We start from the raw sequence: 16,127 nt of genomic DNA, 5'->3' as shown, positions 1-16,127 counted from the left end.
GCGGCCTGGGGGGCCGGCGCGGGCTCCGGAGCCGGCGCCACGGCGGGCGCTTCCGCCGCCGCCTCGCCGCCTTCCCCGCGGTTGCGGCCGCGGCCACGTCCGCCACGGCGGCTGCGCGAACGTCCGCGCGGCGCATCCGCTTCCAGGTCGCCCATCAGCGTGGGATCGGTGTCGCCCACCACCTCCTCGGCCTGCGCCGCGGGGGTCTGCACGTCGTCCGTGCCCGCGGGGGCGTCGCCGGTGCCGGCATCGCTCACCAGGGTGGGATCGGTGTCGCCGATCACGGCCTCCGCCTGCGCGGGCGCCGTCTCTTCCTCCGCCCCCCGGCCGCGTCCCCTGCCCCGCCCGCCGCGGCGCGAGCGCGAACGCCCGCCACCCGCCGCGTCCTGCGACGTGGTGTCGGTGTCGCCTTCCGTCGCCTCGGCCGGCTGCGGCTCCGGCACGGGCTCCTCCGCCGGGGCCTCGGCGGCGGGTGCGGGCGCGTTGGCGATCAGCTGCTCGCGCTCCGCGCCCCACTGCTCCAGCAGCGGGCGCGCCTTGCGGGCGCCCAGCAGCTCACGGACGGCGTCGGGGTTCTCATCCATCGTGCGCCACACCTCGGCGCCGTACGCGTCCGCCAGCGCCTCGCCCGTGGCGCGGCCCACGAAGTTGTACGAGGCGATGCGCCCCACGATCTCGTCACGCTCCGACGGCAGCCCCAGCGCCGCCGGATCGAACGCCGCCGGTGCGGCCGTCGCTTCGGCCGCGGGCTGCGCTTCAGGCTGCGCCTCGGCAGCCGGTGCTTCGTCGCGGCCACGGCCACGGCCGCGTCCGCCGCGCGAACGGCCGCCGCGCTCCTCACGCGCGGGCTCGGCCGGCGTCTCCTCGCGCGGTGCCTCGGCGCGCGGCTCCGGCTGCGGATCGTCGCGGGTGGCGTCCGGCTGCGGCGGCTCGGGCGAGCGCGTGCCGCCGACGTTGATCACCTGCCCCGGAAGGAGCGGCGGCGGACCCGACGGGGTTCCTCCCCGGCGGCCACGGCCACCGCGGATGCCCACGGACCCGGTGGACGTCGACGAGCCGCGGTTGGCGATGCTGGCGGGATCCACCAGCTGCGCCGTAACGACGGCGGGCTCGCGGTGGGTGACCAGCGCGCCGTCATCCGCTTCCTGAATGGCCTGCGCGGGCGTCATGTCCTCGGGCGCGGGGGTCGGCGCGGACGCCGGCTCCTCCACGCGGGCGGCGGGCCGCTCCTGCGCGGGCGCGTCGACGCCACCCACTACCTGGCCCGGGAGCATCGGCGGCGGCCCGGAGGGCGCGCCACGGCGTCCACGGCCGCGTCCACCCCGTCCGCCGCGATCCTCCACGGGCGCGGCCACCTCGGCCGGCGCGGCGCCGGTCTCGGCCGCGCGGGGCTGCGGCGCACCGGCGGCGCCCAGCACCGGGTCCGGAAGCCGCTTGCCGCCCGCGGGGAGCAGCACCTCGTAGCCGCCGTCCTCCTGGCGGCGCACGTCCACGACTTCGGCGTCGTGGGCCTGGCGCAGGAAGCGGTTGAACTTGCTGAAGCCCAGCGCGTGCTCGTCGAAGCCCGGCTGCAGCTCGAGCATCTTGCGCTTCACGTCACCGTCGCGCGCCGTCTCGCCGGGGCGGCGCACCATCTGCCGCACCGTGTGCTGCAGCAGCGCGTACGCGTTGCGGAGCGGGTCCACGTCGGACTGGGCCGCGGGGGCCTGCGCCGTGGGCGCTTCGGTGGCGGACGGAGCGGGACGCTCGGCCGGGGCCGGACGCTCGCGCTCGGGCCGGGCCTGGGGCTCCGGCGCGCGGGCGGGCGCCTGCGCCTCCACGTCCGGCTCGGCGAACACCGGCGGGGCGGACGCCTCGGCCGGGACCGCCACGGCGTCGCCGCCGGCGGCGGTGTCGACCGGCACGGGCGGCTCGTAGCGCGGGCGCTCTCCGCGGTCCCGGTCGCGTCCACCGCGGTCGCCAAAGCGGCCACGGCCGCGTCCGCCGCGGCTGCGCTCGCGCTCGCCGCGGTCGCGCTCCGGACGTCCGCCGTCGCCGCCGGCCGCGCCCTGCGCGTCACCTTCCTCGGCACGCGGCGGCGCCACTTCCCAGTCGCCGCCGTCGGTACGGCGCAGGCGCACGGCGCCGCGCTGCTGGGCCTCGGTGATGAACTTGCTGAACTTGCCGTAGCCGATGTCCTTTTCGCTGAACCCGGAGTCCAGCTCCACCATCACCTGCTTGAGCCGGTCCACCCGCATCACGTCGCCGCGGCGCGCCATCATCTGCGCGGCCTTGGTCACCAGCTCCCAGGGGTCCTCGCGCACGCCGGTGTCGTCCGTGGCGCGCGTCAGCCCGCTCAGGTTGTGGTACGAGTAGTACTCGTCGCAGTTCTGGATGAGCAGGTCGCTGGCGCTTTCGCGCATCCCCACGCCGATGACGTACTTGCCGTACTCCTTGAGCTTCATCACACAGCTCGAGAAGTCGCTGTCGCCGGTAAGGAGGATGAAGACGCCGATCTCCGGCCGCATGAACGCCAGCTCGATGGCGTCAACCGCCATGCGCAGGTCGGTGGCGTTCTTCTTGGAGGTGCCGTAGGCGGGGGCAAAGATCAGGTCGACGGAGGCTTCCGTCAGCGGAACCACGGAGGCGGGGTAGCGGCGCCAGTCGGCGTAGGCGCGGCGGACGGCGATCTTGCCGCGAAAGACGTCGGAGTCCAGCAGCGACTTGAGCTCCTTGCCCAGGTCGCTGCGCACGTTCATGGTGACGTTGTCAAAGTCGATCAGCAGCGCCGCGCTGCGTGTGGCGCTGAGCGCAGGTCCGCCGGTCATGGCCGGGGAGCTGCGCAGGGGATTGTTGTTCATCGGTTTCCAGTCAGTCGTTCACGTTTCGTTTGCGATCTGACGAGTCCCCTCGGCCTCGGGCGGGACAGAAGTGCGAAAGTGCGGGAGTGCGAGCGTGCGCTGGAGGCGGGTGCATCCCCGGCGGTCCATTGTGCGCACGCTGGCAATCCCGCGCTCACGCGCTGTCCGCCGACGGCGGGAGGAGCCTCGTCGTACCGTTGCTGCTCACCGGCGGCTGCTTTCTTCGGCGCTGATCATGCGCGCAAGCTCCACCCGGCGAACCTTGCCGCTTCCCGTCAGCGGGAAGCCGTCCAGAAAGCGGACCAGGTCGGGGACCTTGTAGTCCGCCAGCACTTCTCGGCAAAAGTCGCGGATCTCTTCACCCGTGACGATCGCCCCTTCAACCGGGACGATGGCGGCGCACGCCACCTCGCCCAGGATCTCGTCCGGCAGCCCCACCACCGCCACGTCCAGCACCGCCGGGTGCGCGTGCAGCCGGTCTTCCACCTCGCGCGGGTACACGTTGAACCCGCCGCGGATGATCATCTCCTTGCGGCGCCCGATGATGTGGACGTAGCCCTCCTCATCCACCATCCCCAGGTCGCCCGTGAGGAAGAACCCGTCGGGCGTGAACACCTGCGACGTCTCGCCCGGCTGGCGGTAGTAGCCGCGCATGATGCAGGGCCCGCGCACCGCCAGCTCGCCCACCGACTCCACCGGCAGCACGGAGCCGTCCACGTCAATCACGCGGATCTCCACCTCGGCCAGCGGACGGCCGACCGTCGCCACCTGCTTGCCGGGGGGATCGTCCGGTGTGTTGACGGCCACCAGGTTGCCGGTTTCCGTCATCCCGTACCCCACCCGCACCCCCGGCACGAAGTCGCGCTGAATGCGTTGCACCAGCTCGTCCGACACCGGGGCACCCGCCACCACCCCGGTGCGCAGCGACCCGATGTTGCGCGACGCGCCGTCCGTGGCGTTGAGCGCCAGGATGAAGTTGGTGGGCACGCCGTGAAACACGGTCACCTTTTCGCGCTCCACGATGTCCAGCACGGTCGAGGGATCGTACCCCTCGTGCAGCACCAGCGACGCGCCCGCCACCATAGTCCCCAGCACCCCGGTGCCAATGCCGAACGCGTTGAACAGCGTGTTTACGCCAAACACCACGTCGTCGGGCGACAGCCCCAGCGCGTCGGCGCTGAGGGCCGCGTTGGCCATCAGGTTCTCGTGCGTGAGCTCCACCCCCTTGGGCTTGCCCATGGTGCCCGAGGTGTAGAGGATGGCGAACAGCTCGTCCGCGCTCCCTTCGTGCCGCGGGTACGCGCGACCCTCGCCGCTGCTCACCAGGTCTTCGAACTGGTGAATGCGGTCGTCGTACCACAGGTCTTCGTCGCCCACCGACAGCACGTACTGCAGGTCGGGAAGCACGCCCAAGAACTGCTCGAAGCGCGCCAGGTAGTCCACGCCCTCCCAGTTCTCCGCCGTGACCACGGCGACGGACTCGGAGTGCCGCAGCATGTACTGCAGCTCGGGCGAGGTAAAGCGCGGGTTGAGCGGTACGATGACGGCGCCCAGCTTGGCCGCCGCGAACATGGCGACGACGAGCTCGGGCCAGTTGGGAAGGGTGAGCGCGATGCGGTCGCCGGCCTCGATCCCCAGCTCGTGCAGCGCCGCCGCCAGGGCGTCGGCCTGCGCGTCCAGCTGCGCGTACGTGAGCCTGCGGTCTTCGAACGCAACGAAGGGCCGCTGCGGGTCCTCGTTCACGCGCAGCGCAAGGCTGTCCGCGAGCGTCAGACCACGAAAGCGGTCGCGTAGCGCCATGTAACCTCCGTCAGGGTGCTCGGCCTGGTAATGACGGGCAGAAACATAGCGGGCCACAGGTAAACCGTCAAACTGTGCCCCCGCAACGGTTCGGGCGGGTTCCGGCGGCCACGGCGCACGGCCTTCGATACGGGCGGATACGGACCGCATCCCGTGCCCGCCCGCGCGCCGCGAACCGGCGAAAAGCCGCACGCGGAGGCGTGGAGATCGCGGAGGCGCGGAGAGAAGATGAAGAGAAAAAAGGACAAACGCAGAGCAGGTTGATCTTCTGATCTGAGGCCAACCCACACCTGCTCCTACCGGAGCCACACTGTCATCCTGAGGGAGCGCACGCCTGTAACTTTCATACTCACAAAAGCTTGCGCGCGACCGAAGGATCTTTGTCGGGTCGCGCGAGGCCCAGCCCCCGGGAGCCGTTCAGGTCCTTCGGTCAGGCAGAAAAGGTCCTTCGGTCGGCGCCAACGTATGTCGTACAAGCAGGATGCGGCGCGGCGCCGCCCTCAGGATGACTGATCGCGGGGGAGGCTGGCGTTATCGGGGCGTCCACGGTTCGACTCAGCCGCCGCCATTCGCAGGAACGCCGAGCAGGCGGTCGTAGACGGCCATCAGCCGCTGCACGGCGGCGTCGGCGGCGAAGCGGGCGCGGGCGGCGTGGTAGGCGGCCTCGCCCATCCGCCGGCGCAGCGCCTCGTCGCCCAGGATGCGGGCGAGCGCGTCGGCGAGGGCAGCGGGGTCGCCGGCGGGAACCAGCAGGCCCGTCTTGCCGTCATCCACCAGCTCATCCAGCCCCGGCAGCCGCGACGCGACGGTCGGGCGCGCCATGGCGGACGCCTCCACCGCCGGCCGGGCAAAGTGCGGCTGCGTCGCCGGAAACACGACCACGTCGCTGGCGGCGAAGAGCGGCGCCACGTCGTCCGCGAACGGAAGCTGCACCAGCAGGTCCGCCCCGCCCAGCCGCTCGATCTCGCCGCGGATGCGCTGCGACACCGTGCCGGAGCCCACCAGCGGCAGCAGCGCACGCGCGGCGCGCGCGGCGAAACCTTCGCCCTGCGCGTATACGCTCCCCGGCATCACGCAGCGAAGCCCGGGAAAGCGGTCCCGCAGCAGCGCGACGGCGCGGAGAAGCGGGAAGATCCCCTTCACCGGGTTCCATCCGCCCAGGTACAGCAGCACCGGCGCGTCCGCGGCGATCCCCAGCCGCCGCCGCACCGCCCCGCCGTCCATCCCCCGGTCGAAGCGGGCGAAATCGACGAAGTTGGGGATCACGAGCCCGCGCTCGCCCCCCACCCACGCCCGCCGGTCCGCTTCGCTGATAAACACGAGCTCGTCCACCGCCACCATCCGCGCGCGGATGGCGCGGTAGCGGGGTCCGCGCGCGGGCAGGGGCGGCTCGCGCACGTGCCACACCGTCGGCACGCCCTCGCGGGTCAGGACGTCGGCGCTGGCGGAAAGCGGCATGGAGTTCAGGTGCACCACCTCCGGCCGCACGTGCGCCACCAGCTCCATGGTACGGCGCTGGGTGGTGCGCCAGTGCGTGGCCACGTCGGCCAGGTGCATCCACGTGCGCGGGCGGTGCAGCGGCTGCGGCGACACCGTGCTGTGGTCCCACGGGTGGATCCCCGTCCACGGCACCGTGCGGATCCCTGCCCCCTCGTACAGCCGCACCAGTGCGTCCGCCGGCCGAACCAGCGCCACGACAGGTTGATAGCGGGTGCGATCGAGCGCCTGCATGGTGTACAGCAGGCTCATCGCGGAGCCGCCCAGGGCGCCCGCGTGCTGGATGTAGAGGACCGTCCGGGGAGCAGCCGTCACGCGGGCAGCAGCGTTGGGGAATTTCGAGTGGCTGCGTGAAGCTCGGGTTTGGAGTCATTCCCGGCAAGCGCCGGTGCGTTCGAGCGGATTCGTCTCAAACGGTTAAGGCCTATGGCGATTGGAGCAGTGGCGTGCCATCCGCCCAATAACGATTTCGACCAGACAATCGCGCAGACCGCCGCGGGAGCGATATCGACCAGGCAATCGCGCAGGGCCGCCCGCGGGAGCGATTTCGACCGGGCAATCGTGCAATCCGCCCGCGGGAGCGATTTCGGCAAGGAATCGTGCAATCCGCCCGCGGGAGCGAATAAATTCGCCGCTGGAAAATCGCAAAGTCCGCCTGCGCGGACTCGGCGGCCGGAGCGCGTGCGGCGTTCCACGCGCCTGCGCGTCCGCAACCGGGTCAAATCTACGTCGGCAGTCTCGTAGCCTGTCGTTGCGTGGTGGTCCGGCGGCAACAATCCGCGAAGGCGGATTTCGTGAATTTCCAGCCGCGATTTCAATCGCCGAACACCACCGCCGGCCGTCGCGGCACCCGCTCACCCGTTCACCCGTTCACCTCAAAACCCGCTCCCGCCGCCACCGCCCGACCCGCCGCCGCTCGACCCTCCGCCGCCGCTGCCGGACGAGCTGGGGCTGGACTGCATGCTGGAGCCGGTGGTGGTCGCCATGGTGCTCATCCGCGAGCTGAAGTCGGACGCGCGAAAGTGGCCGTATCCGCTGCCGCTGTACCAGTCGGGCGGCTCGCGGTACAGGTCGTCGAAGGCGCGCGACCAGCGCTTCTCCACGCCAAAGGCCATGGCGTACGGCAGGTAGCGCTCGAACATCTCCGGCGAGGTGATCATGCGCCTGTAGCGGTCGCTCTCCACCTTCTCCAGGAACTCGCGGAATCCCAGCGACGCCTCCCGCGCCCGCGCCCCGGCGTAGGTGCGCGCCGGCATCAGCAGCCCAAAGCCGATCAGCACCACCGCGCTTACCCCCGCGCCCACGCCCAGCGCCAGCGGCGAGATCCACATCGACCCGGTCCCCGCCAAAAACGCGGCGCCGAACAGCCCCAGCACCAGCAAGCCGATCCCCATCCCCAGCCAGTTCCCCTTCACCTTGTCGGGACGGTGGATGTAGTAGCCGCGCTCCACCAGCCGGTCGTAGATGCCGTCCTTGATCCCCGGGAGCGACTTGTAGAAGCGGTTGGTCAGGTCGCGCTGGCGCACCGACTCCGTGGGCCGCGACCCCGCCGCGGCCAGCCGCGTGGAGAACGCCTCGCGGTCCAGCTCGCCGCCGGCCTCGTGCACCCGGCGCGCCTCGTTGAAGGTGGCGCGGATGTCGTCCCACGCCGCCCCGGTGGACGCGATGGCGAAGAGCGCGTCCAGAAAGCGATGCTCGTGCGTGGCCAGCCCGTCCCACTCGCCGCGCGGCCTGCGCAGGTGAAAGACGTAGTCGGTGCTCTTGATCAGCCCGAACAGGTGCTTTTCCTGGCGCTCCTCGATCCCCACGTACCCGCGCACGGCCAGGTCCACCAGGGTGGAGGTGACGTCGCGCATCTCCGCCTCATGGTCGATCAGCGTCCCCATCTCCGCGGGCGACATGCCGTCCGGCGGCTCGTAGCCCACCATGATGGACTGCTCCCTGGGATCGCGACCGCGACGGCGCCATGCGCGGAATGCCAGCGCAAACGCCAGCAGCGGCAGCCCCAGCGGCCACATCCGCAGCCGCTCCGCGCGCCGGTTCGCCGCCAGCAGTGCCTGGTGCTCGGCCTCGCTGGGCCGCGAGGTGACGGCGCCGGGGGCCCAGCGGGCCGCCACCGTCATCCCTTCCCCCTCCGACATCCCGCGCGTGGTGGCGAAGGTGACGGTGCGCCGCGCGCTGTCCACCGCGATCTCCGCGTCGCGTCCCGTGCTCCCCGCGTATCCCGTATAGGCGGCGGTCTGCATGGGCAGCGCGTCCCCGGGCAGGACGAGGCGGGCGCTGATGCTGTCCATCGGCATCGTCCACTCGTTGCCCGTAACGTTCCAGTACAGCTCGTCAAAGCCGGGCGTGCCATCCTTCGCGAAGTAGTAGCGGATGGCGTTGTTGACGCGGTAGCGGATGACGACGGTGCGCACCGCGTTGTGCGCGCCGGGGATGAAGATGCGCAGCCGCTGCGTCCATCCATCCGGCTCCTCCTCCTCCATCCGCAGCGCGCGGCCCTGCTGGTCCGTCACCGAGACCACGTCAACGCCCAGCTTTTGCCGCTTTCCCTCGGCCGTGTTGTGCTGCAGCGAAAGGTCGCGCAGGATGCCGTTCCACTTGCCGGCGAAGCGGAAGCGGATGGTCTCGGTGACGTCCACCACGCCCTCCGGCTCCACGCGCAGCAGGGCGTCGAAGTGCTCGATGACGATGGTGCTGTCGCCGCTCTGCGCGCCCGCCGGCGGGGCGAGCGCCAGCAGCAGGGCGCCGATGAGGAGGAGTGCGCGGCGCATGGGGATGCGTGGGGGTGGATGGGGACGGGCGGGCGCGGCGACGAGGTCCGCGCCAGGTTCAAGTGCCAGTTCACGTGAATTGCCGATCGGCTTGAGCGGGTTGCGCTCAACCTTCTCAACAAAAAGCAAACAGTCATCCTGAGGGAGCGCACCACGTGTAACCAGAAGTCACACCATGACCTGCGCGCGACCGAAGGACCTTCTCTCCGATCGCAGAAAGGCATGCTCCACGCCGGAAATCCAGCCTCTCGGTTCTGCTGGCAAGGTCCTTCGGTCGGCGCCAAAGCTCTTCGTACGAGCAAGATACGATGCGGCGCCTCCCTCAGGATGACTGATTGCGGCGAAAGTTTAGCAGCAGCCTATCAGGATGACCGATCGCGGCGGAGGTTCGGCTACACCCTCTCACGCTCGGACCGGCACCGGGTACCGGATTCTCAGAAACTCACGCGGGGCACCTCGCGCTCCACGGGCGCGGCCTCGAAGAACTCGCGGGGCTGAAAGCCCATGGGGCCGGCAAGGAGGTTGGACGGAAACGTCATGATGGCGGTGTTCAGGTCGCGCACCACGGCGTTGTAGTAGCGCCGCGCGTTCTGCACCGCCTCTTCGATGCCGGCCAGCTGCCCCTGCAGGTCGCGAAAGCCGCCGCTGGCCTGCAGCTGCGGGTACGCCTCCACGGCCACGGTCAGCCCGCGCAGCGCGGTGGTGAGTCCCGCCTCGGCCTCGGCGCGCTCGCCGGGGCTGGCGCCGGCGGCGGCGACCACGCGGGTGCGGGCGGCGACCACGGCGTCCAGCGTTTCGCGCTCGTGCGTGGCGTAGCCCTTGACCGACTCCACCAGGTTGGGCACCAGATCCGCGCGCCGCTTGAGCTGCACGTCGATGTCGGACCACGCGTTCTGGGCACGCAGGCGCAGCCCCACAAGCCGGTTGTACAGTCCAATCCCCAGGACGACGACGAGGGCGACGACGACGAGGATGATGATGAGCGTCATGCGCGGACTCCGGCGGGGTGTGGCGGCGGGCCGGCGCTTCGCGAGCGGGCGCCGGACGGGCAGGGTCACAAGCTAGGCGCACGCGCCGCAGGTGTAAACACTGCTGCCGTCGCAGCTGCGGGATGCGCGTCTTCACGGATGCGATTGACAGGCGCGGCGGAGCCGTCTACCATCAATGCGGGCGCGATACCGTGCCCAGCTACTACAGCCGAGCGCGCGGACGAGGAGCCGCGCGGCGGGGGACCCAATGGGCGAGCGATCGCCCCGGGGTGAATCCGGATTCGTCCGGACGGAGACTTCCTTCTCCGAACCCGACAGCTAACCCCGCAGGCTTCATAGGGAGAGTGGTAGGATGATTCGACATCATCCCGCCGGGCCGGCGCACCGCGTGCGCTGCCCGGCTCCGTTCGTTGTTCCGGCCGCAAGCCCGCTCCTCGCGCAGGAGTCGGGGCTCGCGGCCGTTCGTATTTCTACTGCTCTAGGCATCACACGGAGTCAACGGAGTCAACGGAGTTTTCTCGTGCCGTTCCCTCGCGCTTTGTGCGGGGAAACGCTTCGAAACAACTCCGTTAACTCCGTTGACTCCGTGTGAGGCCAATTCTTTTGAGAACTCTGCTCTGGCACTGAGCCGGAAGGAACGAACGTGACGCAACAAGGCCATGGCGCGGAGGCGCCGCGCGGCCGCTACCTCGCACTGCTTTCGCTGGCCGCGCTGGGCGTGGTGTACGGCGACATCGGCACCAGCGTGCTGTACGCCGTGCGCGAATCCTTTCACCACACGCACGGCATCCATCCCACGCGCGACAACGTGCTGGGCGTGCTGTCGCTCATCTTCTGGGCGCTGGTGCTGGTGATCTCCATCAAGTACGCCGTCTTCGTGCTGCGCGCGGACAACCGCGGCGAGGGCGGCATCCTGGCGCTGACGTCGCTGGTCACGCCGGTGGGCGCCATGCGCCGCAGCCCGCGCTGGGTGCTCATCATGCTGGGACTGTTCGGCACGGCGCTGCTGTACGGGGACGGGATGATCACGCCCGTGATCTCCGTGCTGAGCGCGGTGGAGGGGCTGGAGGTGGCCACGCCGTTCTTTGAGCCGTACGTGGTCCCCATCACCATCGCCATCCTGATCGCGCTATTCATGATGCAGAGCCGCGGAACGGCGAGCGTGGGGCGCATCTTCGGGCCGGTGACGCTGGTGTGGTTCGTCACCATCGCCATCCTGGGGATCGTCAACATCGTCCGCGACCCCACCGTGTTCGCGGCCATCAACCCGCTGTACGGCATCCGCTTCTTCATCCACAACGGGTGGAACGGGTTCCTGGTGCTGGGCTCCGTGTTCCTGGTGGTCACCGGCGGCGAGGCGCTGTACGCGGACATGGGGCACTTTGGCAGAAGGCCGATCCGGCTGGCATGGTACTGGGTGGTGCTCCCCGCCCTGCTGCTGAACTACTTTGGCCAGGGCGCGCTGATCATCCACCGGCCCGAAGCCATCGACAACCCGTTCTTTCGCATGGTGCCGGGGTGGGCGCTGTACCCGGTGGTGGTGATCGGAACGATGGCGGCCGTCATCGCGTCGCAGGCGCTGATCACCGGCGCGTTCTCGCTGACCATGCAGGCGGTGCAGCTGGGGTACATCCCCCGCGTGCAGATCGACCACACCTCGGCGCGCGAGCGGGGGCAGATCTACATCCCCCAGGTAAACTGGCTGCTGATGCTCAGCTGCATCGGCCTTACGCTGGGCTTTCGCGACAGCACGCACGTAGCCGCCGCGTACGGCGTGGCGGTCACCACGACGATGGTCATCACCACCCTGCTGCTGTTTCGGGTGGAGCGCGAGCGGTGGAAGTGGCCGCTGTGGGCTTCCCTGCTCTTCACCGGCTTCTTTCTGGCCGTGGACCTGGCGTTCTGGGGCGCCAACATCGTCAAGATCCCGGCGGGCGGCTGGTTTCCGCTGGTCGTGGGCGCGGTGATCTTTGTCGCGATGACCACGTGGAAAACGGGGCGCGGGCTGCTGGCGGCGCGGCTGAACGCGGGGACCATGCCCATCGAGCTGTTCCTGGCCGACGTGGCCCGCAACCCGCCCCACCGCGTGCCGGGCACCGCCGTCTTCATGTACGGCAACCCCGCGGGTACGCCACCGGCGCTGCTGCACAGCCTGAAGCACTACAAGGTGCTGCACGAGCGCACCGTCTTCCTCTCCGTGACCACGGAGGAGGTGCCGCACGTGGATCCGGCGGAGCGGGTGGCGGTGGCGGAGCTGGGCGAAGGCTTCTATCGCATCACCCTGGCGTACGGCTTCATGGAAGATCCCGACGTGCCCGAGGCGCTGTCGACGGTGCAGGTGCCCGGGCTGGACCTGGGCCCGGCGCGCACGTCGTACTTTCTGGGCCGGGAGACGCTGATTCCGTCGGAGGAGCCGGGGATGGCCCGCTGGCGCCGCGGCCTGTTCGCCATCATGGCCCGCAACGCGCGCCCCGCGACGGCGTTCTTCGGCCTGCCGGCGAACCGCGTTGTCGAGCTGGGCGCGCAGATCCGGCTGTGAGGGTGTGGGGGTGTGGGGGTGTGGGGGTGTGATGGTGTGGGAGGCGTGGAGGCCGGGCTCGGCGGGAGCCATTGAAATCGCGGTAACGAGGGCACGCTGTCCGCCTGCGCGGACACGGCGGCCCAGGCGCGTGCGGCGTCCCAGGCGATTGCGCGTCCGCAATCGGGTTAACGCGGAGCGGCGGAACCGCTCGTCTTGACACTCTTGCAGCCGCCATCGCGTATGGGCGGGAGCGATGCGGACCCATTTTGCCGGGTGTGCCGATGATGATTCCACGATCCTGGACGCGATGGAGCGCGGCGGCCTTGCTGGGGCTGGCCGCGTGCGGCGAGACGCGGTACAGCGGCGAGCTGGGCGGCGACCCGCGCCTGCGCGGCGGCTGGACGGCGGAGTTCCAGGTCACGTCGTCGCCGCGGCTGCGCGCCGACACGGCGGCCCTGCAAACCGTGCGCGGCGAGCTGGTGCTGATGGAGAACCGCGTGGTGCACAGCGCCGCCCGCCTGCACGGCCCGCCCACCCACTACGGCGCGTACGCGGCCGACTTTCGCGGCGTGGGCCTGCCGCTTCCGCCGCCCGGCCGCGTTCCCACCGTCACCGCGCGGCTCGCCGGGGGCGACTCGGTGGAAATGGTGCTGGACGGCATCGGCAGCGGCGTCGTGCTCACCGGCCGCCTGGACGCCGACTCCATCGCCGGCCGCTGGAGCTTCGACGGCGACCGCGCCGGCGGCGCCAACGGCACCTTCGTCCTCCGCCGCCCCAGGGAGTAATCGTGATCCCGCGTCCTGGAAAATAACATCGGAAAGCTCACCGGATCGGAGAACCGCCGGAGATGCAGAGGAAACCCATCTTCCCCTGTATCTCTGGCTTTTGTCTGTCCCTCCGTATCTTTGGCTTTTCCGTCGGTGAAGCGACAAAGGCTGATTTTGCGGCGAGATGAACGTTCCGCGGCCACGTGCGCGCGTGTCATGACCACACGTTTGCTTTGACTTCCGCCGTTGGAACGCTTTATTGAAACCACTGCGCCGATCCTCTCAGGACAATGCTCCTGGCTCGGCGTCTCGGGAGGGGCTTCGGTCCACGCACCCCCCTCCCCCGGCTGTGTCGCCCCTGCCTGAAGTCGAGGGCTCCCCATGATCGCGAGACCGGCCCCGCTCCTGGCCCTGCTTACGGTGCTGGCCGCCGCCTGCACCGACTCCCTGTCCACTCCCGTCGCGCTTCGGCCGCCCCCCGGCCCCGTGCAGGGCGGCGTGCTCGTCGAGTGCCGCGCCATCGTCGCCGCGGCGCAAGTGAGCTGCGCGCCGGTAGCCGCGGCCGGCGGCGCCAGCGCGGACATGCTGCTGGGGGGCCAGAGCACTTACGTGCACCTGTACAACGACTCCATCACGGTGGATGGCGGCGTGTTCAGCACCCGGGTCAGCGTCCAGAACCTCACCGTGCAGGCGCTGGGCACCGGCGACGGCACCACGGCGTCGCCGCGCGGCGTGCGGGTGTTCTTTCACGAGGGGCCCACGGACGGCGTTGCGGTGGCCAACGCGGACGGGGTGGAGATGTACACCGGCCCCGCGCAGCCCTACTTCCAGTACGACGGCGTTCTGCAGCCGCAGCAGGTGAGCGCGGGCAAGGCATGGCGGTTCCACCTGAACGGCGAGACCGAATCGTTCTCGTTCAAGGTGCTGGTGGTGGCCGCGGTGCCCGGCGAGAACGGATTTCTGCGCCTGGAGCAGGTGCACGGCAGGCTGACCGGCTACGGCGTGGCCGACTTCTGGGTGGACAGCACGGTCGTGGTCGGCGTCGGCTCTCACATCCTGCGCTCGCTGGACGGCGGCAAGCGGTGGACGGTGACGAGCATCGGGACCACGGCCGTGCTGTACAGCGTGTGGGGAAGCGGGGCAACCCTGGTCGCGGTGGGGGCCGGCGGCGTGATTCGCCGCTCCACCAACCGCGGCTACACGTGGTCGGGCGTGCCCAGCGGCACCATGAGCACGCTCTCCGGCGTCTGGGGCGACGGCGCCAACGTGGTGGCCGTCGGCGGTGGGGGCACGATCATCCGCTCCACGGACGGCGGCGCCACCTGGACCGCGGTGGTCAGCGGGACGACGAACCCGCTGCACACGGTGTCGGGCGGCAAGGCCGCCCTGGTGGCGGTGGGCGACAAGGGCACCCTGCTCCGCTCCACGGACGGGGGTGCCAGCTGGGCGCAGGTGTCCATCCCCACCACCCAGGACCTCCCCGCCCTCTGGGGCGACGGAACCTTCTTCGTGGCGGGCGCCCGGTTCGACGAGCCGAACGACACCCCCGGCTGCAACGAGGGGTCCTGCGCCGTGATCCTGCGCTCCACCGACGGCGGCGCGACCTGGGCCAAGTGGTTCATCGACACCTACGATGGGGTCTACGCCCTGTGGGGAGAGGGTTCCCTGCTGCTGGCCGGGAACGCGTACGGGAGCCGCGAGGAGGGGGGGGGAGATCTTTCGCTCCACCGACGGCGGCACCCATTGGAGCCGGGTCACCACCGGAGGGGGGTATCAGGGGATGCGGGCCATCGCGGGCTGGGGACAGACGGTCATGGCCGCGGGATTCAACGATTTTGGCCCGGTCCTGGAACGCTCGGACAACGCGGGCCGTACCTGGACGAACCTGGCGTCCGAGCTGGTTACGTATCACGCAATCTGGAGCAACGGCGCCACGGTCGCCGCCGTCGGCGAGCAGTTTGGAACCACCCTTGTTCGCCGCTCGGCAGACGGAGGCGCCACCTGGAGCAGCAACTACTTTTTCGGACCGCAACTCGCGGGCGTATGGGGCCAGGACTCCACGGTGGTGGCGGTCGGCCGCTTTGGCGCGAGCATCCGCACCACCAGCGCGGGAGCCACGTGGGATACCGCCACTCTGGGCAACCGCACATCGCTGCACGACGTTCACGGCGACGGAACGACGGTGGTGGCGGTTGGGGACGGCGGCACCATCCTTCACTCGACGGATCTTGGCGCCACGTGGAGCCCGATGGCCAGCGGGACCACGCAAGCGCTGCTGGACGTGTGGGTGCAGGGCTCTCGCGCCGTCGCCGCCGGGCGCGCCGGCACCGTCGTCCGCTCCACGGACGCAGGCGCCACGTGGGCCCCGGCCGCCAGTGGTACGAGCCTAGACCTCACCAGCGTCTGGGGCGACGGCGCCAACGTGGTGGCGGTGGGCAGCGGCGGCACGATCATCCGCTCTACCGACGGAGGGGCCACGTGGACGCCGGCGAGCAGTGGCATGACCGCCGGATTCCGCGACGTATCCGGCTCCGGCGCGACGTTCGTCGCGGTCAACGGGTCCGCTACCGCCGTCCGTTCCAGGGACGGCGGGGCCACGTGGCACGCGCTGACCTCCAGTGTCCACCATAGCCTGTACTCGCTCTGGATGGTAAGCGACCGCAGCGTCTTCGTCGGCGGCGACGACGACATGATCTTCCGCGGCACCCGCTGACATCCCGGGTGCGCCACTGGTTTCGACACGGAACCCGGGACCACTCTGCTCATTCGCTGTGCATTCTGGCCTTTACAACTACATCTCACGCGGAGGCGCGGAGAAAACAGAAGAGGCGCGGAGGGAACGCCCAAAACGCCTCCGCGCCTCATCAGTTCCTCCGCGCCTCCGCGTGATGCTTTTCCGTCGTTCCTCTGATTGCACAACGAACCGCGAGAAATGGTAT

9 protein-coding genes and 1 riboswitch are annotated in these 16,127 nt (G+C 70.3%); of the genes, 3 read left to right on the top strand and 6 right to left on the bottom strand.

The window, feature by feature from the left end; genetic code table 11:
- The 5 genes from ACOJUJ_RS22410 to ACOJUJ_RS22390 form a co-directional block, all read right to left on the bottom strand.
- Window positions 1-2,840: NYN domain-containing protein (locus ACOJUJ_RS22410; protein WP_420129145.1), on the bottom strand; the 2,840-nt coding region annotated here is incomplete at its 3' end.
- A 204-nt stretch (window positions 2,841-3,044) separates the two neighbouring features.
- Window positions 3,045-4,640, bottom strand: a complete 1,596-nt coding sequence (locus tag ACOJUJ_RS22405) for a class I adenylate-forming enzyme family protein (RefSeq protein WP_420129144.1) — start codon at window positions 4,638-4,640, stop codon at window positions 3,045-3,047.
- 555 nt (window positions 4,641-5,195) lie between these two features.
- Entirely contained in the window at window positions 5,196-6,452 is a 1,257-nt protein-coding gene (locus tag ACOJUJ_RS22400; protein WP_420129143.1) for a glycosyltransferase family 4 protein, read from the bottom strand.
- Window positions 6,453-7,012: 560 nt separating this feature from the next.
- Window positions 7,013-8,911, bottom strand: a complete 1,899-nt coding sequence (locus ACOJUJ_RS22395; protein ID WP_420129142.1) for a DUF2207 domain-containing protein — start codon at window positions 8,909-8,911, stop codon at window positions 7,013-7,015.
- Window positions 8,912-9,345: 434 nt separating this feature from the next.
- Window positions 9,346-9,900, bottom strand: a complete 555-nt coding sequence (locus tag ACOJUJ_RS22390; protein WP_420129141.1) for a LemA family protein — start codon at window positions 9,898-9,900, stop codon at window positions 9,346-9,348.
- A gap of 196 nt (window positions 9,901-10,096) precedes the next feature.
- Window positions 10,097-10,248, top strand: a riboswitch (cyclic di-AMP (ydaO/yuaA leader).
- Window positions 10,249-10,543: 295 nt separating this feature from the next.
- Between ACOJUJ_RS22390 and ACOJUJ_RS22385 the strand changes: the two genes are divergently transcribed.
- Both ACOJUJ_RS22385 and ACOJUJ_RS22380 read left to right on the top strand, forming a co-directional pair.
- Complete coding sequence (locus tag ACOJUJ_RS22385; protein WP_420129140.1) at window positions 10,544-12,439, top strand: potassium transporter Kup; 1,896 nt, start codon at window positions 10,544-10,546, stop codon at window positions 12,437-12,439.
- Between the two features lie 263 nt (window positions 12,440-12,702).
- On the top strand, window positions 12,703-13,206 hold the full coding sequence (locus ACOJUJ_RS22380; protein WP_420129139.1) for a hypothetical protein: 504 nt from the start codon (window positions 12,703-12,705) through the stop codon (window positions 13,204-13,206).
- 1,178 nt (window positions 13,207-14,384) lie between these two features.
- Here the strand turns inward: ACOJUJ_RS22380 and ACOJUJ_RS22375 are convergent.
- The gene (locus ACOJUJ_RS22375; protein WP_420129138.1) at window positions 14,385-14,810 is read right to left on the bottom strand and encodes a hypothetical protein; all 426 of its coding nucleotides are present in this window, start codon (window positions 14,808-14,810) and stop codon (window positions 14,385-14,387) included.
- A 158-nt stretch (window positions 14,811-14,968) separates the two neighbouring features.
- Between ACOJUJ_RS22375 and ACOJUJ_RS22370 the strand changes: the two genes are divergently transcribed.
- Window positions 14,969-15,901 (top strand): WD40/YVTN/BNR-like repeat-containing protein, encoded by a 933-nt coding sequence (locus ACOJUJ_RS22370; protein ID WP_420129137.1) that lies wholly within the window; start codon window positions 14,969-14,971, stop codon window positions 15,899-15,901.
- Window positions 15,902-16,127 lie beyond the last annotated feature (226 nt).

Origin of the sequence: Longimicrobium sp., assembly GCF_048594345.1 — a bacterium.
Taxonomy (GTDB): Bacteria; Gemmatimonadota; Gemmatimonadetes; order Longimicrobiales; family Longimicrobiaceae; genus Longimicrobium.
Note: the sequence above shows the minus strand (reverse complement) of the source record. Positions and strands in the feature narration are given on the sequence as shown.

What these genes read in the sequence shown, in the direction of transcription:
- ACOJUJ_RS22405 (WP_420129144.1), bottom strand. Translation starts at nt 4,640, where the DNA reads ATGGCGCTACGCGACCGCTTTCGTGGTCTGACGCTCGCGGACAGCCTT.
- ACOJUJ_RS22395 (WP_420129142.1), bottom strand. Translation starts at nt 8,911, where the DNA reads ATGCGCCGCGCACTCCTCCTCATCGGCGCCCTGCTGCTGGCGCTCGCC.
- ACOJUJ_RS22390 (WP_420129141.1), bottom strand. Translation starts at nt 9,900, where the DNA reads ATGACGCTCATCATCATCCTCGTCGTCGTCGCCCTCGTCGTCGTCCTG.
- ACOJUJ_RS22380 (WP_420129139.1), top strand. Translation starts at nt 12,703, where the DNA reads ATGATGATTCCACGATCCTGGACGCGATGGAGCGCGGCGGCCTTGCTG.
- ACOJUJ_RS22375 (WP_420129138.1), bottom strand. Translation starts at nt 14,810, where the DNA reads ATGAACCACTTGGCCCAGGTCGCGCCGCCGTCGGTGGAGCGCAGGATC.
- ACOJUJ_RS22370 (WP_420129137.1), top strand. Translation starts at nt 14,969, where the DNA reads ATGCGGGCCATCGCGGGCTGGGGACAGACGGTCATGGCCGCGGGATTC.